The sequence below is a fragment of the Paractinoplanes pyxinae genome (assembly GCF_026626335.1).
Classification (GTDB): domain Bacteria; phylum Actinomycetota; class Actinomycetes; order Mycobacteriales; family Micromonosporaceae; genus Actinoplanes; species Actinoplanes pyxinae.
The window spans coordinates 234052-257047 of the sequence record NZ_JAPNTZ010000003.1 but is presented as its reverse complement, the minus strand read 5'-3'; the positions used below and the strand labels follow the sequence as shown (position 1 = coordinate 257047).

The following is a 22996-nucleotide window of genomic DNA, read 5'->3' as shown; positions in this document are numbered from 1 at the left end:
GACCGGGCGAAGACACGGAGGTTGGCCATGCCGGACATCGCCGATGATGCGGAGGAATGGGTCCGCTCCTGGTCGGCATCCGTCTCGGAGAAAGCGGCCGCTGCTCAGTCATTGTCCGACCAGGTCAGCCGTGTGACGGCCACCGCGTCCGACCCGGAACAGCTCGTCACCGTCACAGTCGACGGGTCAGGCTGCGTCGCCGGCCTGCACCTCGACCAGCGGGCCGGCCGACTCGAGATGGACCGTCTGGCGGAGGTGATCGTCCGAACCATGCGGAAAGCCCAGTCCCGCCTCACCGAGCAAGTGACGTCGATCGCCGAGCAGACGGTCGGTATCGACAGCGCGACCGGAAGGGCTGTCGTCTCGAGCTTCGAAGTCCGCTTCCCATCCGAACCGACCGGTACGGACGATGAGCGCTGAGTCGGGCTTCGAGGTTCAGGCCGACGCGATCACTCGGCATGCTGCGACGGTCGACGACGTGGCCGACCAAGTCGCTCAGGGGCGAGGCGCCGCCTCCGCTGTCACGATGGGCCGCGACGCGTACGGATTCCTCTGTCAACTCATCCCCACCCTGGTCGAAACCTTGCAAGAGGCGACTACCGACGCCTTGCAAGAGGCGGCCGACTCGCTGCAGCGATCAGCCGATGACCTTCGCACGACGGCCCGTGCCTACACCGCCTCGGACGAGCGCACCGCCGCCGCCTTCCCCAAGGAAGGGCCGTGAGCGACACCGCCAACCCGCTGATCGCGCCCCGCGAGGACAGCACCCGCTGGTTCAGCGGCGTTTTCCTGGCCGAGGACGTCGATGCGCTCATGTCGTCGTTCGGGACGGGTGGGTGGATCGATCCGGCCATCGGAGGTATCGCCGCCGGCCTCGACGCCCTCGCCTTCGTCACCGACCCGCTCGGCCAACTGGTTTCGTGGGGCGTCGGCTGGCTCATCGAACACGTCAAGCCGCTCTCGGACGCGCTCGACGCGCTGGCCGGCGATCCCGATCAGATCAACGCCTATGCCCGGACGTGGAGCAACGTCGCCGGCGCCGTGACGGCGGCCGGGACAACCCTGCACGACGGAGCAGTGCGGCAGATCAGCAGTTGGACGGGCGTCGCCTCCCGGTCATACCGGCATGTCGCCGGCGAACATGAGGCAGCCCTGCAGGCGCTGGCCAAGGCCACAACGGCGCTCGGCCAGATCACAGCCGGCGCCGGGATGCTCGTGGCCACCGTCCGCATGATGGTCCGGGACCTCATCGCCGATTTCGTGTCTGTGCTCGCCGTACGCCTGTGGGAGTGGCTGGCCGAGGCCGGTGTCACGCTCGGCCTCGGCACGCCCTGGGTCATCGCCCAGGTCACCACATTGGCCGGCAAGTGGGTCGCCCGCATCGCCAAACTGCTCGATGGTCTCATCGGCAGCCTCCGCCGGCTGACGCCCATGATGCGAGGTCTCGAAAAGATCATCGAGGACATCAAGGCGGTCCTGCGCCGGCTCGGCAGGAATGCCGGCGCAGCCGGTCCCCAGACGCGACACCCATCTGTTCCACGCCGAAGCTGACCCGCTGCGCAGGCATGGTTCCGCGCGTCAGACCCACCCCGCCGAGTGGGATGCCGCCATGCGGGAAGCCGAAGCGGCGGGCGTCGACGTCGTCGTGCGGGAAGGGGCGATGGCGTACGGACCGGCGCCCTCCGCCGGCAACCCGGGACAAATGATCCTGGACCCGGACGCCTCGTACGGAGCCCTGCTCCACGAGATGTCACACTTGCGCGACGACCGGGACGCCGGTTGGGCGGGCATGGCGGGAGCGATGGGCGACCCTCGTGCGCGCTACGAGAACGAAGCCCGGGCCTACCAGCAAGAGATCGACTACGCCCGGTCGATAGGCGATCAGGAGTCGGTCGACCGGCTGCACGAACTGCTCCGGCAGGAGTACGAGTCCATATTTGGAGCGCCACCGTGACGATCCCACCGCCTCCCGCTCTGCCGCCGGAGCCCCCGGTTCGTGACATGACCGTGGGCGAGTTGCGCGCGCTGGTCGAACGGCGGGATGTCTACCGGGCCAAGGCGGTCTTCGAGCTGGCGGCCAGGGCGCGCGATGACGACGCGGCGGCCGAGACACTCGCGGAACTGAGCCGGTTGCCAGTCCTGCGGAACGACCGGTTGCACGGGTTCGTGTCACTGGCCTGGGCGGCGATCAGCGGGCTCCTGGCCGCCGAGACGCCGCGGGCCCGGCAGACCGCGTACGCGGCGTTCGCCGACCTGCCGCCGGGCGATCAAGACCTGTTCCTCACCTATCTCAGGGCTGACACCATCGAAGCGGCCCACCCGCGGCTGTAGCCGCGATGTCAGGCGGCTTTGCGCTGGGCCTTGCGGACCGCTTTCTCGAGGTCGGGGCGGCTCAGCTTCGAGCGGCCGGGGACGTCGAGGTTTCGGGCCAGCTTGGTCAGGTCGGCCTTCGACAGGTCGCCGAGATCGGCTTTGCCGGTGGGCTTGGCCGATTTCGTGGTCTTCGCGGGCTTGGCGGTCTTTGCGGGCTTGGACGAATCGCCGGAGGCGCGGCGCTTGGAGGCGGCCTCGACGCTTCGGCGTAGGACCTCGAAGAGGTCGGAGGCTGCGGTGGGGTCGGGGGCGGGCTCGGCCGCCTTGACCTCTTTGCCCTTCTGCTTGGCCTTGATGAGCTTGTTGACGCGGTCCGTGTAGGTGTCGCGGAAGTCGGCCGGCTTCCACGGGCCGGACATCGAGTCGATCAGTTGCTGGGCCATGTGCATCTCGGCCGGCTTGGCCGTGTTGCGCTTGGGCAGGTCGTCCAGTTGTTCTTTCGGGTCGCGCACCTCGTCGGCGAAGAACATCGTCTGCAGCACCAGCAGGTTGCCGTCGGCGCGGATCGTGGTCAGGTATTCCTTGCCGCGCATGACCAGCGTGCCGATGGCCGCTCGGCCGGTGTCGGCCATGGCGTCGCGCAGAAGCCCGTACACCTTGGCCGTCTCGTCGCTTCCCGGGCCGAGCCAGTAGGTCTTCTGGTAGTACAGCGGGTCGATGTCGGCCAGCTCGACGAAGCGGTGAATGTCAAGACTGCGGGAACGACCGGGCGCCACCGAGTCGAGCTCGTCCTGGTCGAGCATGACGTAGTCGCCGCCGCCGACGTCGGCGCCCTTGACGATGTCGTCGAAGTCGACTTCCTTGCCCGTACGCTCGTTGACGCGCCGATACCGGATGCGATCAGCCGTGCCCTTCTCGAACTGGTGGAAGCTCACCTCGTGCTCGTGCGTGGCCGAGTACATCGCCACGGGAACGGACACCAGGCCGAAGGTGATCGCGCCGGTCCAGATCGGTCGTGCCATGTCCCAGCCAATACCCAGCAAAGGACTGACCGAACCAGCCGTGCTGCCCGCCCATCCGGCGTAGCGTCCAAAATTGTGACCACCAGTGCGACCGCCCACCGGAGCCGGTGGGCCGGGAAGCGCCGGTCCGTGCTGGCTCTCGTGCTGGTGGCTGCCGTCGGGCTGGCCGGCACCACGCTGGCCGCCGTCACGCTGAGCCGCATCGAGCAGGACCGCCTCGATCGCGCCCTGAGCCAGCGAACTCAGCTCGTCGAGCAGGCGATCTCGGCCGAGGTGAATCGCTACGCCTCGTTGCTGACCGACCTGGCCAAGGCCGTCGGCGCCCAGTCGGAGCTGGAGAGCGCCGAGTTCACTTCCATCACCGCCGCCGTCGACCGGCAGCGCCTGCCGGGCGCCACCGGGCTGTCGTTCGTCGTGCCGGTCCCGCATTCGGGGGTTCGAGCGCTGCAGGACGAGTGGCGCCGGCTGGGCTCGCCCGGGCTGACGCTGCGGCCGGCCGGCGAGGGCCGGCACCGGTTCGCCGTCCTCAGCAAGCCCCTCGACGGCACCGGTTCGACGGCCGGGCTCGACCTGGGCCGCTCGGCCGAGGCGGTGGAGGCCATGGACATGGCCGAGCAGTCGCGCCGGGTGACCGTCAGCCGCACCTACCGGTTGCTCAAGGACGCCGGCCTGCCGATGGAGCGTCGCCAGCTGTCGTTCGTCTTCCTCGCCCCGGTGTACGCCAGCAGCCCCACCGCGACCGACGTGGGCCGGTTCCGGGGCTGGCTGCTGCTGGGCACCCGCGGCAGCGACTTCCTGCACGAAGCGGTGGCCGGCGCGGCGGGCGACGCTGTGGCGGTGACGTTGCTCGACGGCAGCTCCGGCGATCCGATCCCGATGGCCTCCTCGCGGCCCACCGGGCCGCTCGAGACCGCCGTACAGCCGATCGACACCACCGTGCCGGTCGCTCAGCGCGTCTGGAACCTGCGCGTGGAGGGGACCCGGCAGTTGCTGGCCGGCACCGACCGGGGGCTGGACCGGATCGCCTGGTTGATCGGCCTGGTGCTCACCGCTCTGCTGGTCGCGCTCACCGGCAGCGTCGTCGGTTCCCGCAACCGTGCGCTGCGCCGGGTCGACGAGGCCACCGCCGCCTTGCGCGCGGACATCTCGCAGCGCGAGGTGGTCGAGCACCGGCTGCGGCAGCGCGAGACCGAGCTGGTCGGCTTCGCCGGCGTCGTGGCGCACGACCTGCGCAGCCCGCTGGCCCGAATCATGGGGTACGCCGATTTCCTGCACGAGGAGGCGTACGACCGCCTCGACGGTACCCAGCGCGACTTTTTGGGCCGGCTGCGCAAGGGCGCCGACAACATGCGGGTGCTGATCGACGACCTGCTCGACTACGCCACCGCCGAGAACCGCCCGATGGTCACCGTCCCGGTCGACCTGCGCCGCCTGGCCGAGGAGGTGGCGCGCGACCGGGCGGGCGACCGGGCCGCGATCATCGAGATCGGTGAGCTGCCGACGGTTCACGGCGATCCGACTCTGCTGCGCCAGGTTCTCGACAACCTCATCGGCAACGCCATCAAGTACACGCCGCCCGATCGCGAACCGCGGATCCGGGTCGGCTGCCTTCCGCTCGAGGGCGGGCGGTGGCGCTGCGAGGTGTGCGACAACGGCATCGGCATCCCGGACCGCGACCGGGCGGCCGTCTTCGACGCGTTCACCCGGGTCGGCGGCAGCGAGAACTTTCCCGGTACGGGTCTGGGGCTGGCGATCGTGCATCGGATCGTGGAGCGTCATCACGGCGAGGTCGGGGTCGACCCGAATCCGGCGGGTGGCAGCGTTTTCTGGTTCACCGTCCCCACTGACGCACGGCTGCCCGCGCCGCTGTGAGCGGCGCGGGCAGTCACTTTCTCCTTCAGCTGAGCGTGCAGCTGACCGCCGGGGTGGCGGCCGGGCCGCTGCCGATCAGGCCGAACGTCGTGCTCGCGCCGGCCGCCAGGGCGCCGTTGTGGTCGGCGTTGCGGACGGTCACGGCGGGCGTGGTGAGCACGCCGTTCCACAGCGAGCCGACCGTGGTGCCGCTCGGGTTCGTCCAGTTCACGGTCCACCGGCTGCCGGCGGTCGTGCCCGTGTTGCGTACGGTGACCTCGGCCTGGAAGCCCCCGCTCCACGAACTGGTCGTCTTGTACGTGGCGGAGCAGCCCTGATTCTCGCCGCTGCCGCCGCCGGCCGTGGTGGTCACGGTGCGTCCGGCCGAAGCCGCGGAGACGTTACCGGCCGCATCGCGCGCCCGGACACTGAACGTGTAGGCCGTCGACGCGGTGAGACCCGTGGCGTTGTAGGTCGTCCCCGACACCGTCGCGACGACCGAACCGCCGCGCAGGACGTCGTACGCCGTCACGCCGACGTTGTCGGTCGACGCGGCCCAGCTCAGGGTGGCGCCGGTGGCCGTCACGTTCGTGGCGGTGGGCTGGCCCGGGACAGTCGGTGCCGTCGTGTCGTTCTCGCCGCCGCCGGTGCTGTACCGCTGGCCCAGGCTGATGCCGGTCGTGCTGCCCGTCCCGCCCAGCGGCACCTGGTGGTCCAGGCTCACGAACTTGCCGCCGTACTGCCACAGCGCGGGCTTGAGCAGCGCGTACTTCTGCTCGTCCCAGGTCTTCCAGTCGTCCAGCAGCAGGCCGCCGGTGTCGCCGGAGTTCGGGTTGAGCACCCAGAACGTCTGGTGCAGCTTGTTCTCGACGATCAGGTCCCGCAGGGCCGTCATCCACTTGTCCTGCCGCGCGTCCTGGCCCAGCCGGCCGCCCCACTCGCCGATCAGCAGCGGCGCGGTGCCGTTCTCGTGCAGGTAGAACCAGTTCGGCCGCCACACGTCGTTGGTCAGCGAGGCCTTGTCGAACGGCTTGTCGAACCACGGCTGGTTGAACACGAGCGGGCCGTAGTCGTGCGGCGAGTAGACGAGCTGGTCCTGGTTGGCGCCCAGGTTGATCGGATAGTCCTTGACGCCGCGCAGGTTGCCGCCCCACCAGTTGTAGTAGTAGTTGGGCGACAAGTCGGGGTTGGTGTTGGGCGAGCTCCAGGTCTTGCCCTCGCGCGGATAGACCTCCTGCCCCTCGACCAGGATCAGCACCTCGGGGTTGATGGCGAGGATGCGCCGGGCCGCCGTCTCGGCCGTGTTCTTCCAGTTGTCGATGTCGGTCGAGTTGTCCCACTTGGCGCGGGTGGTGTCGTTGGCCGTGCCGTGCGGCTCGTTCTTGAGGTCGAACGCGACCACGGTGTCGTTGGTCTTCCAGCGCGTCGCCGCCCACTCCCACGCCTGGTAGTAGAGCTCCGGCGTCACCGAACCCTTGTACCAGACCGGGTGGATGTGACCCGAGTTGTCGGCCTCGGCGGAGTGCACGTCGAGAAGAACCTTTATCCCGTACGTCTCACAGAGGTCCAGCCAGTACTCGAAGATCTCGAGGCTGTCGAGCCCGGTCAGCTCCGGATTGGCGTACGTGTTGACGTTGGGCGCCGTGGCCTGGCCGGCCTTCCACTCCAGCAGCAGCTGGGTCGAGATCGGCACCCGGACGATGTTGATGCCGCGCTGGGCCATCGACCGCGTGACCTCGGTGATGTTGGCCGACCAGAGGCCGTGGAAGACGCGCTCGGACGCGTTGAAGCCGAACCAGTTGACGCCGGTCAGCCAGACCGGATTGCCGGCGGAGTCGACGATCTGGTTGCCGTTGACGTGCAGCCAGTCGGTGCCCGGCGCGGCCGCCGCTGCTTTCGGCGGAGCCTCCGGCGCGGCGGTGGCGGCCGCGGCCGGTAACGCCAGGATCAGGCCCAGCGCGGCGGCCAGGCAGGTTGTCACTCGGGTACGGAACACATGTACTCCCGGGGATCGGAGTGGTTTGCCGTGGGACTTGTGGGAGCGCTCCCATCGACAGTATTTAATGCGTTCGTCATCCAGGCAAGGGGTTCCAGGGTGTGCGCCAGGGCCTTGCCCTGGGGCGACGCGGGCCCGGCGGGGCGAATGTGAACACATGACAGTCACCTACCGCTTCGAAGTCACCGTCCTGCCTGTCTCCGACGTCGACCGGGCCAAGTCCTTCTACGAAACTCTCGGCTGGCGCCTGGACGCCGACTTCCCGATCAACGACAACCTGCGGGTCGTCCAGTTCACCCCGCCCGGATCCAAGGCGTCGATCCAATTCGGCACGGGCCTGACCGCAGCCCCCGCCGGCTCCTCACAAGACCTGATCCTGGCCGTCGACGACGTGGAGGCCGCCCGCGAAGACCTGCTCGCCCGCGGCGTCAAGGTCAGCGAGACCTGGCACGGCCTGCGCGGCCTCGACACGAGCAACCGCCTGCCCGGACCCGACCCGGAGGGCCACTCGTACCGCAGCTACGCCTCGTTCACCGACCCCGACGGCAACGGCTGGCTGCTGCAACAGATCACCGAACGCCTTCCCAACCGAGACTGATCGACAACCGCCACTGAAGCGCGTACGGTGCAGGATCGGTGGGAGCGCTCCCACTTCCCCGCCTCATCCCCGGAGGTCCTCCACCGTGCGCACCTTCAGCGCCCTTGGCTCGCTCCTCGTAGTGGCCGCCATCTCTGCCGCCGCAGCCTGCGGAACCGCCCAGCCGCCGAGCGCCGCCCAAGGAGCATCAGGCGCCCCCGCTCCCGTCTCCGCCGCGCCGCCCGCCATCCGCACCACCTGCGAGGCGCTGGGCCGCGCCTACCAGGCCAACATGGCCCCCTTGGCCGAGGCCCTGACCAAGCTGGTGGCCGACCGCAAAACGATCGCCACCGCCCAGCAGTCCCTGGCCTCCTTCGCCACCGCAGTGCAGGACGCAACCGCCGCCAGTGCCGACCCCGACCTGAAGTCAGCCGGCAAACAGGCCGCCACCCAGATGCACCAGAAGTCCACGGACGAGAAGTTCTTCAACGCCATCAAGACCACGAAGGACGTCGACAAGACCCTGGGCCCCACCCTGACCGGCTGGCTCTCCCCCGTAACCCGCCACTGCTCCTGACCGCCGCTACTCAGGCCCGGAACCACGCCGGACAGGGGTGCCGGCGGCGTCCGGCCTGGAGTCGTCGGGGGCCGGGGAACCGGCCGTCTCCTCCTCGAGGGCGGCCGATCCCGCCTTGGTACGCAGCGGAAGCTCCGGGAGGAACAGGAAGACCAGCAGGCCGAGCACCATGACCCCGGCGGCGATCAGGAAGATCATGTCCATGGAGTCGGAGAAGCCGGCCTTGAACGGGTAGGCCAGCACCGGGTCCACGTGGTTGAGGAACGACGTGTCGTTGAGCGACGCCGAGTTCATCTCGCCGCCGCCGCGCAGCGCCTCGACGACCGGCTGGTTGGCCGGGTCGGCCGCCACCGCCGGGTTAGCAACGGCCTGCTGGAAGGCGGGACCCGCGGTCCGGAACCGGTCGGCGATGTTGCCGCCCACGGTCGAGAACAGCAGCGACAGGAACAGCGCCGTCCCCGCGGTCGCGCCCATCTGGCGGAAGAACGTGGCCGACGAGGTGGCCACGCCGATCTCGCGCGGTGACATCGCGTTCTGCACGGCCAGCGTGATCGGCTGCAGGATCAGGCCCAGACCGAGGCCCAGCACGGCCATGTAGATGCCGGTACGCCAGAACGGGGTCTCGACGCCGACCAGGTGGATCAGATAGAGCCCCACCCCGGCCAGCGCGGCCCCGGCAACCGGGAAGACCTTGTAGCGGCCGGTCCGGCTGATCAGCTGCCCGGCCACGATCGACCCCACCATCAGGCCCGCCGTGAGCGGCAACAGCTGCAGGCCCGACTCGGTGGGGGTGGCGCCGCGGACGATCTGCAGATAGAGCGGGAGCAGGGCGAGCCCGCCGAACATCCCGAGGCCGACGATGAAGCCGCCCACCGCCGTCAGGCTGAAGGTGCGGTTGCCGAAGAACCGCAGCGGGATCAGCGCGTCCTCGCCCATGCGCTTCTCGGCCCACACGAACAGCGCGATGCCCAGCCCGCCGATCGCGAACGCGACCAGGGCCCGCGGTGAGCCCCAGCCCCAGTCGCGGCCCTGCTCGGCCACCGTCAGCAGCGGCACCAGCCCGACGCACAGCCAGATCGCGCCCCACCAGTCGATGCGGTGCTCGCGCCGCACCTGGTCGACGCGCAGTACCTTCGCCACCACGGCCAGCGCCACGATTCCGATGGGCACGTTGACCAGGAACACCCAGCGCCACCCGGTGATGCCGAGGATGCTCGGGGCGCCCGCGAAGAAGCCGCCGATGACCGGCCCGATCACGCTCGACGTACCGAAGACGGCCAGGAAGTAGCCCTGGTAGCGGGCCCGTTCGCGGGGCGGCACGATGTCGCCGATGATGGCCAGGGCCAGCGAGAACAGCCCGCCCGCGCCCAGGCCCTGGAAGGCGCGGAACGCGGCCAGCTGGTACATCGACGTGGCGAACGAGCTGGCCGCCGAGCCGACCACGAAGATGGCGATCGCGGCCAGGAAGAACTTCTTGCGGCCGTAAATGTCGGACAGCTTGCCGTACAACGGGGTCGAGATCGTCGCCGTGATCAGGTAGGCGGTGGTGACCCAGGCCTGCGCGCTGAGGCCGTGCAGGTCGTCGCCGATGGTGCGGATGGCGGAGGCCACGATGGTCTGGTCGAGGGAGGCCAGGAACAGGCCGAGCAGCAGGCCACCCAGCACCTGCAGCACCTGTCGATGGGTGAGCCCGGTCGGGGCGGCGGATGTGCTCATGGCCCGCTCACTACCCAGCGCACCGGTGGGGTTTCGCGGAGAGGGACGGCCGTCACGTGCGACGGCCGTCACGGATCCTCACAGGGGCAGCGCCCGCCGGACGAGATCGAGGGCTTCCTCCGCCCAGGCCAGCACCTTCAGGCCGGAGCCGAGGTTCTGCGGCGGGTGGTTGACCAGGGTGTCGCGGCGCAGCAGCCGGTCGAAGTCGACGGTGACCGGGTCGGTGCGGGCCGAGCCGTCGGGGCGGCGGAACTCGACGCCGGCCCGGCGCATGACCCCGATCAGCTCCTGGGCGATGATGCCGTAGCCGGCCGTCGTCGGGTGCACGCCGTCGAGCGAGAACAGGCCGCCGCCGGCCCGTCCGCCCCGGCCGTCGGCGGTCAGGAAGCCGGACGTGAGCGGCGGGTCGAGCGCGGCCAGCGCGGTGGGCAGCGGGTACGGCGTCCACCAGTCGGGCCGGGCGTTCGGATCCTCGGCGTAGCGGCGGTCGGCCAGCCGGTCGAGCACGCCGGCCAGGTCGAGCAGGTACCAGTCGGCGCCGTTCTTGCGGGCGTCGCGCACCAGGCCGGTGATGGCCTCGTTGTACTCGTCGATCGCGCTGTCCACGGCGCGGGCCTGGTCGGCCGTGATGTGCGGGTGCCGCCGCTGGTCGAAGGCGCGGTCCGAGATCCAGGGGCGGGTGTAGTACGGGAAGTAGCGCGAGCCCGGCTCGACCTTGGAGCCGACGCCGCGGCAGATCGGCGCGATCGTCACGTGCGGCACGGTGCACCAGATGACGTGCCGGGCCTTGATCCGGCGGACCTTGCGGTCGACCTCGGTCAGCTCGGCCCGGAAGTGCTCGGGCCGCCACACCGTGTACTCGCCCTTGCGTTCGAGGTCGTCGTACCCGTCGCCGCTCCAGCTGACCCGCAGGTCGACCACCGAGCGCAGCGCGTTGTTGGCCCCCAGGAAGACGACCAGCGTCTCGATGCCGTGGTCGGGGTCGTCCTCACCGAGTTCGGCGGCGAGGTCGAGAACCGTACGGCTGCGACCCGCCACCGGCAGCGTGGGATACAGACGCAGCGCCGCCCGCTCGGTGTGGTTCTCGACGCCCTGCTTCACAAAGCCGTCGGTGGGCGCCTTGAGGCGGGCCAGGAAGCCGTCAACTGTCTGGTCGAGGGCGTCGCGCAGATCCCACCCGTACACGGAAAGGTTGTGCGGAATGCCGGTGGACTGAGGCACCGGCGAGCCCGGGCCGCGTTCCCAGTAGTCCTCGAGCCGGTCCATCCACTGCCGCGCGGTGAACAGGGCCAGCGGCACCTCGAGCGGGTTCAGGCTGGGTCCGTGGCGGCTTTCCAGCTCACGGAACAGCAGCTCCACGTTGAACGGCAGGCCGCCCGGGCCGCCGTACTGCGGGCGGCGGAACTGGTCGAGCCAGCCGAGTTCGTGGGCGACGATGGCCGGCGCCGACAGGTCGGTCTGATAGACGGCGCCGCTCTGGAACCCGTGGAAGAGAGAGTCGCCGATGGTCACCAGGCGGTGCGGCGGCGATCCGCTCCATTCGGCCGGCACCTCGATGCCCAGGCTCGGGTCCTCGACCGGCTTGCGGGCCTGCGGAAAGATGTCCATGGCGATCCCCTTCGAAGGAAAGAACGGCCATTCCAGGTTGAGTTCCGGGCGCCGATAAAACGTCTGCCCGGCCGCCTACGCGAATCGGCGCAGAAGATCGCTTTCCTGCGTCCCTGATCCGACAGGGAAATCGGAGGGAAAGCGGACGATGAATGCCGGTCACGCGAGCAGGATCGACAGACGTGGAGAACATTCGCGAAGGAAGATACGAAGGGGACAGCGCCCGCTACTTCCTCGAACTGAGGTTCGATACCACCGACGGCGGCATCGTCAGTGGCGACCTGTTCGCGGCCGGCGACCCTCCCCGCGACTACCTGGCCTCCTTCCGGTCGAGCGCGCGACGGGAGGACGGCTGGTCGGTGGTCGCCCAGGCGGCCGGGGGTCAGATCAGCGCCGGCAGCCTCACCGTCATCCCGTTCGAGGACGGCGACGACTCGGTGGCCGTGCGGCTCCGGCTCGACCAGCCGCTGCCGGGCCTGCCCTTCGGCGCGACCGTGGCCGTCGCGGTGCGCTGGGTCTCGGCGGCGTTCCGGGTGCTCTTCGTCGAGACGGAGACCGAGGAGGACGTCGAGGTGCCGGAATTCGCGACGGTGAACGGCGTCCGGGCCTCGCTGCAGGACTGTCTGAGCCGGGCCGGCATCGAGGTGCGCGCGGCCGGGCGCCCGTCCCGGATCAACGCCGAGGCCGGCGGCTGGCAGTGGAACGACGCCAACGTCCAGTCGTTGCTCGAGGCGACGGCGAACCGCTACCGGGATCCGGGTCCCCGCGCCGACTGGCAGATCCAGGTGCTCCGGCTGTCCCGCTCGACCGAGCCGGGCATCTACGGCGTCATGTACGACGACGCCGGCCCCGACCCCCGGCAGGGCTGCGCCGTCTTCGTCAACGAGATCGAGAGCAGCTTCACCTCGGTCGAGGAGCGCGAGCGGGAGATCGTCATGACCCTGGCCCACGAGGTAGGTCACGCGCTGAACCTGACCCACCGCTTCGAGCGGGCCGTGGGGCGGGCCGGCTCCACCTCGGTCATGAACTACCCGCAGGAGTACGACGGCGGCGGCGGGGTCGACGGGTTCTGGGAGCGCTTCACGTACAGCTTCGACCCGGACGAGCTGGCCTTCATGCGCCACGGCATCCGGTCGGCCGTGATGCCGGGCGGATCGCCGTTCCACTCGGCCGACTACTGGAGCTCGGCCCCGGGCGGCCGCCCGGTGCTGCCGGTGAGCACCAGCACCGCGTTCGAGCTGTCGCTGGTGGCGCCGCCGGACGGGGCCTACTTCGCGTTCGGCCAGCCGATCATGCTCGAGGTGTCGCTGCCCAACATCTCGGGCCGGACTCAGCTGGTGCCGCGCGGGGTGCTGGACATCAAGGCCGGCTACCTCGAGATCCTGGTCGAGCGCACGGACGCGGCGGGCACGCCCCGGCCGGGCGAGGCGCAAGCGTTCACGCCCGCGATCCAGCGGTGTCTCGACCTGACGCCGGGCCGCCGCCGCTTCGAGCCGGGCGACAAGCCGCTCACCCGCAACGTCAGCCTCAGCTTCGGCGCCGGCGGTTTCGCGATGGCCGAGCCCGGCGGCTACCGCCTCACCCCGGTGCTGACGATTCCGGGCCGGGCGGGCGGACCGGCCACGGTCGTGCTGCGGGGCGCCTCGCTGCCGGTGTGGGTGGCCTATCCGAAGACCCGCGTGGACGAGCAGCACGCGATCAGGCTGCTGCAGCCGGACGTCGGCGCGTTCCTGTCGCTGGGCGGGGGCAGCTCGTCCGACCGGGCCGCCGACACCGTGCTGGACATTCAGGACGAGCGGATGGACCGGCTCGACGATCCCCTGCGGGATCCGCTCACCGCGGCCCTGACCCGCATCCTGGGGATCTACTTCGCCCGGTCGTACCTCCGCTACGACCGGTACGACGGCACGTTCGACGTCAAGCCGGAGGAGACGAAGCTGGCCGCCGCGATCCTCAAGCCCCTGGTCGACGACGACCGGGCCCTGCGCTGCTTCGACCGAAGCACGGCCGAGGCCACCCGGGCGCTCGCGCGCGACGTGTGGGCCAAAGCTTAAGCCGGGACGGCCTCGTCGGGCAGGACGCGGACGAGGCCCGACCGGTACGCCACGACGACGGCCCGGGTGCGGTCGCGGCACTGCAGCTTCATGAGGATGCGACCGATGTGGGTGCGCACGGTGCCGTCGCTCAGCCAGAGCCGTTCGGCGATTTCGGCGTTGCCCAGGCCGTGCGCGAGCAGCACGAGCACCTCGCGCTCGCGCACGGTCAGCCGGCGGATCAGGGCGTTCGAGCTCTCCCCGTCGGCCGTACGGCTCACCGGCTCGAGCAGCAGGTCGCGGACCACCACGTCGTCGAGCCAGACGCCGGCCGTGGCCACCGCGCGGACGGCGCTGACCAGCACCTCGGGCGGCCGCGAGAGCAGCAGGAAGCCGGCCGCCCCGGCCCGCATGGCGGCCCAGGCCAGCTGGGGCGTGTAGTCGGCGGCCAGCGCGAGCACCCGTACGGGCCGTTCCGCGCAGTAGTTGAGCCCGTCGGCCACGATCCGGCTGATGGCGTCGACGGCCTCGCCGTCCACGCCCGGCACCTCGAGCAGCAGCACGTCCGGGCAGAGCGTGGCGGCGACGGTCTTGACGGCGTCCTCGCCGCCGGCGGTCTCGGCCACCACGTCGATGTCCGGGCAGGCGGCGAGCAGGGCGCCGATGCCGGCCCGGATCAGCGGGTGGTCGTCGGCCACGACCACCCGGAGGCTCGCCGGCATCTTGACCGGCCTGCGGGGCGCCAGCAGGGCCACCGTGCGGTTGTCCAAGTTGCTCATGGGAGCCTCCGAGGGTGCGATGTCTCCTCATCGTCGATTCGCCGGCCGGGCGGCGGCGTCAGGGTGTCACCCCTGAGATTAGGGTCTGCGCCGGAACCTACCGTCCGGCTCCCATCGCGGCGCCCAGGTGCTCGCGGCCGGGCACGGCGAGCTTGCGATAGACGGCGGCGAGGTGGGTCTCGACGGTCTTGATGGTGACGTAGAGGGTCTCGGCGATCTCGCGGTTGGTGCGGCCCTCGGCGGCCAGCCGGGCGACCGCGGCCTGGCTGTCGGTCAGCGCGGAGACCCCGGTGACCCGGGTGCGGCGCGGGCGGCCGCCGGCCGCGTGGATCTCGGCGGTGAGCTTGGTGGCCAGGCCGGGCATGTCCAGGCGTACCGCGCAATCGAGGGCTGCGGCCAGTTCGGTGCGGGCCTCGCGCAGCCGCCCGGCCCGGCGCAGCGCGGCGCCGTAGCTCGCCTGCACACGAGCCAGCACCGGCAGGCGGGGCGTTCCGGTGGCGGCCGCCGAGGCTTCGGCCAGCATCTCCACCGCCTCCCGGGCCGGCGCGAAGGTGGCCCGGCGGCGCAGGGCCAGCGCGAGCCGGAACGGCGGGCCGTGCCGGCGGCGGACGGCCACCTCGCGCTCGGCCTCGTGCCGGGCCCGGTCGCGGTCGCCCAGGCGCTCGTACGCGTGACTGGCCACCAGGTGGGCCTCGAACTCGATCTCGCGCTCGGTGACCGCCGCCGCCGGGTCGCTCGGCAGGGCCAGGCCGGCCAGCGCCTCGGCGGGCCGCCCGGAGAGCAGTTCGGCCAGCGCGGTCAGATAGAACGCCTCGCCCGCGCCCCGCCGCAGGTGCCGCGCGGCCTCGGCGTAGTCGCCCCGCTCGAGGTGGATGCAGCCGCGGGCGGACTGCGCGGACCGCACGTAGAGGGTGAGGCCGTGCCGCTCGGCGAACCGTTCCGCCTCGCCCAGCATGACCTGCGCCTCTTCGAACCGGCCGCATCTCAACCGATTCAGCACGGTGCGATGCGACCACTCGGCCTGCAGATCGGGGGCGATGTGCCGCAGCCGGGCCACCTCGGGCCGCAGCCGGGCCAGCACCCGGTCGGCGTCGGGCATGGCCTCGACCGAGGCCAGGTAGGCGGCCGACTCGAGCGCCGCCATCACCTCCCAGTAGGTCAGCGGGCGCCGGCCGGGCAGGTCGTGGACGGCCCGGCGCAGGTGGGCCAGGAACTCGGCGGGCGGGCAGTGGCCGGTGCCCCGGCGGTGGACGGCGGCGTAGAGCAGCAGCCGGCGCTGCTCCCCCGAGCCGGTCGGCAGCGCTTCCAGGTCCACGTCGATCAGCCGGGCCGGCGCGGGCTCGGCGAGGCCGGTGGCCACGTGCATGAGCAGCGTCGAGTGCAGCCGGATCTCGGCCGGGGTGTTCCCGTACGGCTCGGCCGCGATCGCACGCCGGCGGAGCCCGGCCGCGGCGTCCTCGTCGTCGACCTCGTACAGCAGCTCGAAAAGCTCGGCCATGGCGCAGATCGACAGCTCGCGGGAGCCGGTCTCGACTACCTCGGCCAGGTGCTCGCGGGCCTTGGCCTGCGCGCCCGTGGCCCGCTCGGCCCCGGCCAGGGCCAGCAGCAGGGCCGGGCGCTCGGCCGGGGCCGGCGGCTCGGCCAGCGCACGGGCCAGCAGCTGGTGCGCGGTCGCGGGCGAGCCCGACTCGAGGTCGTGCCGGGCCTCGCCGGCCAGCAGGTCGACGACGCCCGGCGAGGCCGCCGGCGGCGCCCGTAGCAGGTGCTTGGCCACCTGAGCGGCCGGCGCCGAGGCCTGTTGGAGCACGCGGGCGGCCCGGGCGTGCAGCCGGCCCAGCTGTCCCTCGTGGATGGTCTGCTCGACCGCCGCCCGGACCAGCGGATGGGGGAACCCGACCGGCTCGGCCCGGGCCAGGATCGAGGCGGCCCGCAGCGCGGCCGCGGGCACGGCGGCCTCGTCCACGGCGGCCAGCGCCTCGACGTGGCGCAGCGGGGTGTCGTCGCCCAGCACGGCCGCGGCCTGGGCGACGGCGGTGGCCGCGGGGCCGAGCTCGCCCAGCCGCCACCGCACGGTGCGGATGAGCGCGTCCGGCCCGGTGGCGGCGAGTTCGGCGGCAGTGCCGGCCGTCGGCGGGCGACCGGCCGCCACCAACGGGCGCACGAGCTCTCGCAGATAGAAGACGTTGCCCCCGCTGGCCTGGGCGCAGGCCTGGGTGAAGGCCGGGTCGGGGGCGGCGCCGAACGCGGCCCGCAGCACGGCGGCGACCCCGGATTCGGTCAGCGGCCCCGGCCGCAGCACCCGCGCGCCCTCGATCGTGGCCAGGCGGTCGAGCATGGCCTCGACCAGAGGGTCGGACGCCGGGCGCGCGGTGACGACAATGCCGAACGGTGCGTTCTGCAGGTCTTCGGCAGTGTCGGCCAGGATCCGCAGCGATTCGGCGTCGGCCCAGTGCGCGTCGTCCACCGCGAGCAGCAGCGGCCCCTCGTCGGTCAGGGCGGCCAGCAGCCAATGGCAGCCGTAGTCGACGCCGGCCACCGTGGCCGCGCCCGGGCTGAACAGCGGCGCCGCGAAGGCCGCCGCGCCGGACAGGGCGCCGGGGCCGCCGAGCCGCATCACCTCGGGCCCCAGCAGCCGGCGCAGAAGCTCGTAGGGCGCCGCCGTGGCCAGATGCGGGCTGCGGGCCCAGAGCGCGCGGAAGCCGGCGGCCAGCGCCTCGTCCCGGGTGGCTTGCAGCAGCGCGGTCTTGCCGACACCGGCCGCGCCCTCGATGACGACGACCCGCGCCGTCCCGGATTCGGCATCACGCAACCCCGCACGCAGTGCGGCGAGCTCCCGCGTGCGATCGACCATCGTGGCGGTCCGCTCGCTCCCGGCGGCGGCCCGCGGCCGTGCGGCCATGCCCGGAATGCTAAGTGGAACCGCGGAAACTCCGCATCCCAATAACGGAGCCTTCTCGGCGTATTGACATTCACGTTTACCGGCGGAAGCGTTCATAGCCGGACAGGCCGCTATTCGATCATTGTTGTCAGACTTTTCTGCGAGCATCCGGCCGGGAGTGATCGACAATGCCCAACGGTGAAGAGGCGTCCGGAATCAACTACATCGTCATCGACGAGGAATCCATGGCGGTCTTTCCCAGCGACACTCGCCGGGCCGCCGAATTGCTCACCGCCTTCCTCGACGGCATCACGGTGGGAAGGATGACCGTCGACAGCTCCGACGACAACGACGCGGCCGGCGATGCGCCGCGACCGAAGTCCGCGCGGTCCCTGCGCGAACGCATCGAGGCGTCGATCGCCTCGGACCGGTCGCCGTTGCGAGGCCCCAAATGCACTCTCATCGCGCGCGACGTGAGCCGGATCCGCGAATCGAACGACGAGCGCGACGTCGTGATCGTGTGGGGCCCCAACGCCGCGGCCACCTTGCGGCAGATTTTCCCGTCATGAGGGAATCCCGGTACAACGTGTGGGTCGAGGACGGCCCGCTCGTGCACGTCTACAACGGCGTGTCGGGCCGGACGACGTCGATGCCGGCCGACCGGCGCGAGCCGTTGCAGCGGTTCATCGCGGGCGACGACGAGGCGCCGGCCGACCCGGGGCTGCTCGAGACGATGGCGGCCAACGCGATGATCGTCGCCGACGGCGCCGACGAGCTCGAGCTGCTGCGGGAGCGGTACGAGTCGACCCGCGCGAACCCGGACCGGTTCCACCTCACCGTGGTGACCAGCCTCGGCTGCAACCTCGACTGCCCGTACTGCTTCGAGGCCAAGCATCCGTCGCTGCTCGACGACGAGGTCCAGCGGCAGCTGCTGCGGCTGGTCGATCAAAAGCTTTCCCGCGTACGGGATTTCGGGGTGCTCTGGTACGGCGGTGAACCGTTGGTCGGCCTCCCGGCGCTGCTGTCGCTCTCCGACGAGTTCATCGCGCGCGCCGCCGCGGCCGGTGTGGCGTACGAGGCCGACATCATCACCAACGGCCACCTGCTCACCGCCGCGACCGCCCGCGAGTTGCGCGCCCGCGGCGTCCGCAACGCCCAGGTGACCATCGACGGCCCGCGCGAGGTGCACGACCGCCGCCGTCCACTGGCCGGCGGCCGGGGCACCTTCGATCAGTTGCTGGCCAACGTGATCGCGGTGGCCGGCATCATCGACGTGGCGGTCCGCGTCAACCTCGACTCCGAGAACCTGGACCAGGCGCCGCAGTTGCTGCACGAGCTGGCGGCGGCCGGGCTGGCCGGGCGGATAGCCGTCGCCCCCGGGCACGTGGTCGCGACCAAGGTGAACCCGCTGGCGCCCAGTGCCCGCTACCGCACGGCCTGCCTGCCCCGGTCCGCCTTCGCCGAGGCCGAGGGGCAGTTCGCGGAGCTGGCCGACCGGCTCGGCTTCGCCACGATCGCGCCGCCCGGCCCCACCGGTGCGCCCTGCACCGCCGTACGGGACAACGAATTGGTCATCGGCACCCGGGGCGAGATCTACAAGTGCACCGAGACGGTCGGCGACCCCGGCGAGGTGATCGGCAACCTGCGGTCGTGGCCGCAGCCGGGCGACCGCCTCTCGAAGTGGCTCACCTACGACCCGTTCGCCGACGCGGACTGCCGGTCGTGCATCGCCCTGCCGGTCTGCATGGGCGGGTGCGCGTACCACTCGATGAACGCGAGCCTGCGCGACTCGCGCTGCTCGACCTTCCGCTTCCGCCACGAGGGGCAGGTGCGGCGCCTGGCCCGGCGCGGCTCGGCCGAGGTGCGCCGCCGTCCGGGTTGATCTTGATACGGTCGGTCCTCGTGGGAGCGGTGGAAGAGGTGGCCGCCGAGCTGCGCGGGCGCATCATGGCGGGTGAGCTGCGGCCCGGCACGCGCGTACGGCTGGAAGAGGTGGCGGGCCGCCTCGGCCTCAGCATCACACCCGTACGGGAAGCGCTGTTGGTTCTTCGCGGCGAGGACATGGTCGAGCTGGAGCCGAACCGGGGCTATGTCGTGGCCCCGCTGTCCCGGCAGGACGTCGGCGACCTGTTCCAGATCCAGGCCGGCATCGCGGGCGAGATGGCCGCCCGGGTCGCCGCCCGCATCACCGCGGCCGGCCTCGACGAGCTGGTCGCCGCCGACCGGGCCCTGGGCCGCGCGCGGCGACCGGCCGAGATCGAGCAGCGCGAGCACGAATTCCACCGTCTGGTGAACCGCCAGGCCGATTCCCGCAAGCTGCACTGGTTCCTGCACCCGGCGACCCGCAGCGCGCCCCCGCCGGCCGAGCCGCCGGACCGCGACGGCCTGCGCCGCGCGCACAAGGAGCTGCTGGCCGCGTTCGCCGCCCGGGACACCGAGGCCGCCCGCGCGCTGACCATCCGGCATCTCACCGAGGACGCCGACCGCCGGCTCAGAGCCCTCGACGAGCTGGGCGTCTGGGCCGTCGAGCGGCGCCGCCGAGGATCAGGGCGCGAACAGGCCGGGCAGACCGGCGCCGGTTGAGCGCTGCGCCGCGAGCAGTTCCCCCTCGGCCACCCGCTCCTCCTCGGCCAGCACCTCGGCGGCCACCCCGGCCACGTACGCCTGCTGGCGCACCCGCGCCGCCTCGGCCGCCGCATGCTCGTACCGCTGCTTCGCCGTCCGCACGACCTCTTCGGGGGCGCCGGTCGTGGTCTCGCCGGGCACGTGCCGCCAGATCGCGTCGAGCTGGGCCGCGGTGAGATCGCCGCGCCGGTACGCCTCGAGCGCCGCCCGCTCCACCAGCTTGCGCGGCTCGTCCGGCCCCGGCCCGTACTGCGCCTCGCGATACCGGTACTCGGCCTCGTCCCGCCGCTCCTCCGCGGTGTCGACCCGCGCCCGGGCCTCGTCGGCCGCCCGCCGGGCCCGCTCGGCCGCCGCGCCGACCTCGGACGCCTGCTGGGTGAGGTCCTCGATCGGTTCCGGGAGCACCGGGGGCAGGTCCGCCGCCCGCTCGTGCTGACGATGGGCGACCACCCCCAGCAGACCGAGTCCGCCGAGCGAGAGCACGACCAGTACCACCACAGTCATCCGGTTCCTTCCGTCGATGATCGTCTCTGTCCGCTTTAACCGGGACGCGCATCGGTAAACGAAGTCCTACGATCGTCGGCATGAGGAGTCTGACCCAGGTCGAGGCCGAGCAACGGGCGGCGCTGATCACCGTCGAGCGCTACGACATATCGATCGACTTCACCGACCTGCCCACCGGCTCCAGCGTGGTCTGCGTGTCGGCCGTGACGTTCACCTGCCGCGACCCCGGGGCCTCCACGTTCGCCGACTGCGTGGCCCCGGTCATCTCGGCCACCCTCAACGGCGAACCCCTGCCCGCGCCCGTCGACGGCCGCATCCACCTGCCCGAACTGGCCGCCAGCAACGTGCTGCGGGTCGAGTCCGTGCAGGCCGACACCACCGACGGTCCCGCCGTGCACAAGTCGGTCGACCCGGCCGACGGCGAGGTCTACGTCTGGACGACCTTCGCCCCCGACGAGGCCCGCTTCCTGTTCGCCTGCTTCGACCAGCCCGACTTCAAGGCGCCGCACGCGTTCAGCGTCACCGCGCCGGCCGCCTGGCTGGTGACCAGCAACAGCGGCGACCCGGCGATCGAGGACCTCGGCGGCGCACGGCGCTGGGTCTTCCCCGACACGCCGGCCCTGGCCACGTACAACACCGTCGTCAACGCGGGTCCCCTGCACGAGGTGCGGCGCGAGGCCGGCGGTCACGACCTGGGCCTGTTCTGCCGCCGCTCGCTGGCCCCCATGCTCGACCGCGACGCCGACGAGCTGTTCACGGTCACCGAGCAGGGCCTGGCCTTCTTCGGCGAGGTCTTCGGGCTGCCCTTCCCGCAGCGCAAGTACGACCAGGTGTTCGTGCCCGACTTCGGCGGCGCCATGGAGAACTGGGGCTGCGTCACCTGGGAGGACACGTTCCTGCGGCGTTCCGAGCCGACGCCGGCCGAGCGCGAGGTGTTCGCCGTCGTGCTGCTGCACGAGATGTCGCACATGTGGTTCGGCAACCTGGTGACCATGCGCTGGTGGGACGACCTGTGGCTGAACGAGGCGTTCGCCGAGTTCGCCTGCTACTGGGCGGCCGTGCACGCCACCCGCTACACCGACGCCTGGGTCGGGCTGCTCGCCTCGGACAAGCTCACGGCGTACCTGGCCGACCAGGGGCCGGTGTCGCACCCGATCCGCCAGCCGGTGCCCGACGTCGCCGAGGCCGCGTCCATCTTCGACGCGATCACCTATCCCAAGGGCGCCGCCGTCCTGCACCAATTGATGACGTACGTCGGTGAGGAGCACTTCGTCGCCGGGATGAAGCGCTACTTCGCCCGGCACGCGTGGGGCAGCACCACCCTGCAGGATCTGATCGACGCCCTGGCCGAGGGCTCCGGCCGCGACCTGAACGCCTGGCGGGCCGGCTGGCTCGAGACGGCCGGGGTCGACCGGCTCGTGCTGGAGGGCGGGGTGCTGCGCGGAACCGGTCCGAGCGGGCCGCCGCGGCCACAGGTGGTCGGCATCGGGGCGTACGCGAAAGGACCTGAGGGTTTCACCCGCACCGCCCTGGAACTGGTCGACGTGCAGGGGCCCGAGACGGTCGTGCCGCTGCCCGCGGGGGCCGATTTCCACCTGGTCAACGACGACGACCTGACCTTCGCCACGACACGCCCGGCGGCCGCCGACCGGGCCACGCTGATCGGCGAGGCCGGCCTGCTGCCCACGCCGGTGTCCCGCGGCGTCGCGGTGGCCACGGTGTGGGACATGCTGACCAACGGCGAGGCGACCCCGGCCGAGGCGGTGCGGTGTGTGACGTCCGTGCTGGCGGTCGAGACGGCGGACACGGTGATCGAGCCGTACCTGCGCCTGGCCGGGGACGCCGCCGAGTTCTGGTCGGGCGACGACAGCCGGGGCGAGCTGATGGCCCAGGTCTTCGAGACGTGCGCCGGGCTGGCCGACAAGCCGGGCCGCCGTCAGGTGGCTTTGCGGGGCATGGCCCGTACGGCGGCCGACCTGGACGCGGTGGGCCGGGTGCGCGCGGCCGACGACGACGTCGACCTGGCCTGGCGCTGCCTGCTGCGCGCGGCCGAGCTGGGCGGCGACACCGACGCCGACGTCCGTGACCTGCTGGAACGCGACCCCGACCCGGATGCGACGTTCCGTGCCCTGGCAGTGCGGGCGGCCCGTCCGGACGCCGGCGAGAAGGCGGCGATCTGGCAGACGCTGGCCGTCGACCGGGCGGTCGGGGTGGGCTCGATGGGTCAGGTGGCCCGGGCCTTCTGGCGCCCCGGCCAGGACGCGATCCTGGCCCCGTACGGCGAGAAATACCTGAACCTGCTGCCGACCTTCGAGCGGGGCGGCATGATCCCGTCCATGGTGTTCGCCGGCCGGCTGCTGCCCCGCTTCGGCACCACCGAGGATTTCCCGTCCCGGGCCGAGAAGGCGGCGGCCGAGGTGGCGCCGGTGGTTCGGCAGACCGTTCTCGAGTACGCCGACGAACTCCGCCGGATGCTGCGAGCTCGCGGCTGACCCTTCTCGCACACTCAGCAGACTC

The 22996-nt window shown here is 71.6% G+C and carries 20 protein-coding genes; 13 read left to right on the top strand and 7 right to left on the bottom strand.

The window, feature by feature from the left end:
* Window positions 1–27: 27 nt before the first annotated feature.
* From OWR29_RS09200 to OWR29_RS09180, 5 genes are read left to right on the top strand one after another with little or no spacing between them, the layout of a single operon-like run.
* A complete protein-coding gene (locus tag OWR29_RS09200; RefSeq protein WP_267562150.1) occupies window positions 28–420 on the top strand; it encodes a YbaB/EbfC family nucleoid-associated protein in 393 nt (130 codons plus the stop codon).
* The gene (locus OWR29_RS09195) at window positions 410–724 is read left to right on the top strand and encodes a type VII secretion target (RefSeq protein ID WP_267562149.1); all 315 of its coding nucleotides are present in this window, start codon (window positions 410–412) and stop codon (window positions 722–724) included. Before OWR29_RS09200 ends, OWR29_RS09195 begins: the two co-directional genes overlap by 11 nt.
* A complete protein-coding gene (locus OWR29_RS09190) occupies window positions 721–1551 on the top strand; it encodes a WXG100 family type VII secretion target (protein WP_267562148.1) in 831 nt (276 codons plus the stop codon). The genes OWR29_RS09195 and OWR29_RS09190 overlap by 4 nt, the downstream gene beginning before the upstream one ends.
* Window positions 1552–1609: 58 nt before the next feature.
* Window positions 1610–1954, top strand: coding sequence for a hypothetical protein (locus tag OWR29_RS09185; RefSeq protein WP_267562147.1), 345 nt, complete (start codon window positions 1610–1612; stop codon window positions 1952–1954).
* Window positions 1951–2331, top strand: coding sequence for a hypothetical protein (locus tag OWR29_RS09180; protein WP_267562146.1), 381 nt, complete (start codon window positions 1951–1953; stop codon window positions 2329–2331). Before OWR29_RS09185 ends, OWR29_RS09180 begins: the two co-directional genes overlap by 4 nt.
* A gap of 8 nt (window positions 2332–2339) precedes the next feature.
* Here the strand turns inward: OWR29_RS09180 and ku are convergent, their stop codons facing one another.
* Window positions 2340–3335: a non-homologous end joining protein Ku gene (ku, locus tag OWR29_RS09175; RefSeq protein WP_267562145.1), complete on the bottom strand. Its 996-nt coding sequence runs from the start codon at window positions 3333–3335 to the stop codon at window positions 2340–2342.
* Window positions 3336–3410: 75 nt separating this feature from the next.
* Here ku and OWR29_RS09170 point away from each other — a divergent pair, with 75 nt between their 5' ends.
* Window positions 3411–5207 (top strand): sensor histidine kinase, encoded by a 1797-nt coding sequence (locus tag OWR29_RS09170; RefSeq protein ID WP_267562144.1) that lies wholly within the window; start codon window positions 3411–3413, stop codon window positions 5205–5207.
* Window positions 5208–5232: 25 nt separating this feature from the next.
* Here the strand turns inward: OWR29_RS09170 and OWR29_RS09165 are convergent, their stop codons facing one another.
* Window positions 5233–7182: a cellulase family glycosylhydrolase gene (locus tag OWR29_RS09165; protein WP_267562143.1), complete on the bottom strand. Its 1950-nt coding sequence runs from the start codon at window positions 7180–7182 to the stop codon at window positions 5233–5235.
* A 157-nt stretch (window positions 7183–7339) separates the two neighbouring features.
* Between OWR29_RS09165 and OWR29_RS09160 the strand changes: the two genes are divergently transcribed.
* Together OWR29_RS09160 and OWR29_RS09155 are read left to right on the top strand one after the other, a co-directional pair.
* The gene (locus tag OWR29_RS09160; RefSeq protein WP_267562142.1) at window positions 7340–7780 is read left to right on the top strand and encodes a VOC family protein; all 441 of its coding nucleotides are present in this window, start codon (window positions 7340–7342) and stop codon (window positions 7778–7780) included.
* 85 nt (window positions 7781–7865) lie between these two features.
* The gene (locus tag OWR29_RS09155) at window positions 7866–8336 is read left to right on the top strand and encodes a hypothetical protein (RefSeq protein ID WP_267562141.1); all 471 of its coding nucleotides are present in this window, start codon (window positions 7866–7868) and stop codon (window positions 8334–8336) included.
* A 6-nt stretch (window positions 8337–8342) separates the two neighbouring features.
* Here the strand turns inward: OWR29_RS09155 and OWR29_RS09150 are convergent, their stop codons facing one another.
* Both OWR29_RS09150 and OWR29_RS09145 read right to left on the bottom strand, forming a co-directional pair.
* Window positions 8343–10052 carry an MDR family MFS transporter gene (locus OWR29_RS09150; RefSeq protein ID WP_267562139.1) on the bottom strand — a complete coding sequence of 570 codons (1710 nt, stop codon included), beginning with the start codon at window positions 10050–10052 and terminating at the stop codon, window positions 8343–8345.
* A gap of 78 nt (window positions 10053–10130) precedes the next feature.
* Window positions 10131–11660 carry an SGNH/GDSL hydrolase family protein gene (locus OWR29_RS09145; RefSeq protein WP_267562138.1) on the bottom strand — a complete coding sequence of 510 codons (1530 nt, stop codon included), beginning with the start codon at window positions 11658–11660 and terminating at the stop codon, window positions 10131–10133.
* A 182-nt stretch (window positions 11661–11842) separates the two neighbouring features.
* Here OWR29_RS09145 and OWR29_RS09140 point away from each other — a divergent pair, with 182 nt between their 5' ends.
* The gene (locus OWR29_RS09140) at window positions 11843–13714 is read left to right on the top strand and encodes a zinc metalloprotease (protein ID WP_267562137.1); all 1872 of its coding nucleotides are present in this window, start codon (window positions 11843–11845) and stop codon (window positions 13712–13714) included.
* Here OWR29_RS09140 and OWR29_RS09135 read toward each other — a convergent pair.
* Window positions 13711–14472: a response regulator transcription factor gene (locus tag OWR29_RS09135; RefSeq protein ID WP_267562136.1), complete on the bottom strand. Its 762-nt coding sequence runs from the start codon at window positions 14470–14472 to the stop codon at window positions 13711–13713. The genes OWR29_RS09140 and OWR29_RS09135 overlap by 4 nt on opposite strands.
* Before the next feature lie 97 nt (window positions 14473–14569).
* Window positions 14570–17371 carry an ATP-binding protein gene (locus OWR29_RS09130; RefSeq protein ID WP_267562135.1) on the bottom strand — a complete coding sequence of 934 codons (2802 nt, stop codon included), beginning with the start codon at window positions 17369–17371 and terminating at the stop codon, window positions 14570–14572.
* Between the two features lie 167 nt (window positions 17372–17538).
* On the opposite strand from OWR29_RS09130, the gene OWR29_RS09125 reads away from it, so the two are divergent.
* The 3 genes from OWR29_RS09125 to OWR29_RS09115 are packed head-to-tail and all read left to right on the top strand — an operon-like array spanning window position 17539 to window position 19933.
* Window positions 17539–17919: a hypothetical protein gene (locus tag OWR29_RS09125; RefSeq protein ID WP_267562134.1), complete on the top strand. Its 381-nt coding sequence runs from the start codon at window positions 17539–17541 to the stop codon at window positions 17917–17919.
* A complete protein-coding gene (locus OWR29_RS09120; RefSeq protein WP_267562133.1) occupies window positions 17916–19232 on the top strand; it encodes a radical SAM/SPASM domain-containing protein in 1317 nt (438 codons plus the stop codon). The genes OWR29_RS09125 and OWR29_RS09120 overlap by 4 nt, the downstream gene beginning before the upstream one ends.
* 20 nt (window positions 19233–19252) lie before the next feature.
* Window positions 19253–19933, top strand: a complete 681-nt coding sequence (locus OWR29_RS09115; protein WP_267562132.1) for a GntR family transcriptional regulator — start codon at window positions 19253–19255, stop codon at window positions 19931–19933.
* Here the strand turns inward: OWR29_RS09115 and OWR29_RS09110 are convergent.
* A complete protein-coding gene (locus tag OWR29_RS09110; RefSeq protein ID WP_267562130.1) occupies window positions 19895–20479 on the bottom strand; it encodes a hypothetical protein in 585 nt (194 codons plus the stop codon). The two genes, OWR29_RS09115 and OWR29_RS09110, sit on opposite strands and share 39 nt — an antisense overlap.
* An 80-nt stretch (window positions 20480–20559) precedes the next feature.
* On the opposite strand from OWR29_RS09110, the gene pepN reads away from it, so the two are divergent.
* Window positions 20560–22971, top strand: coding sequence for an aminopeptidase N (pepN, locus tag OWR29_RS09105; RefSeq protein ID WP_267562129.1), 2412 nt, complete (start codon window positions 20560–20562; stop codon window positions 22969–22971).
* Window positions 22972–22996 lie beyond the last annotated feature (25 nt).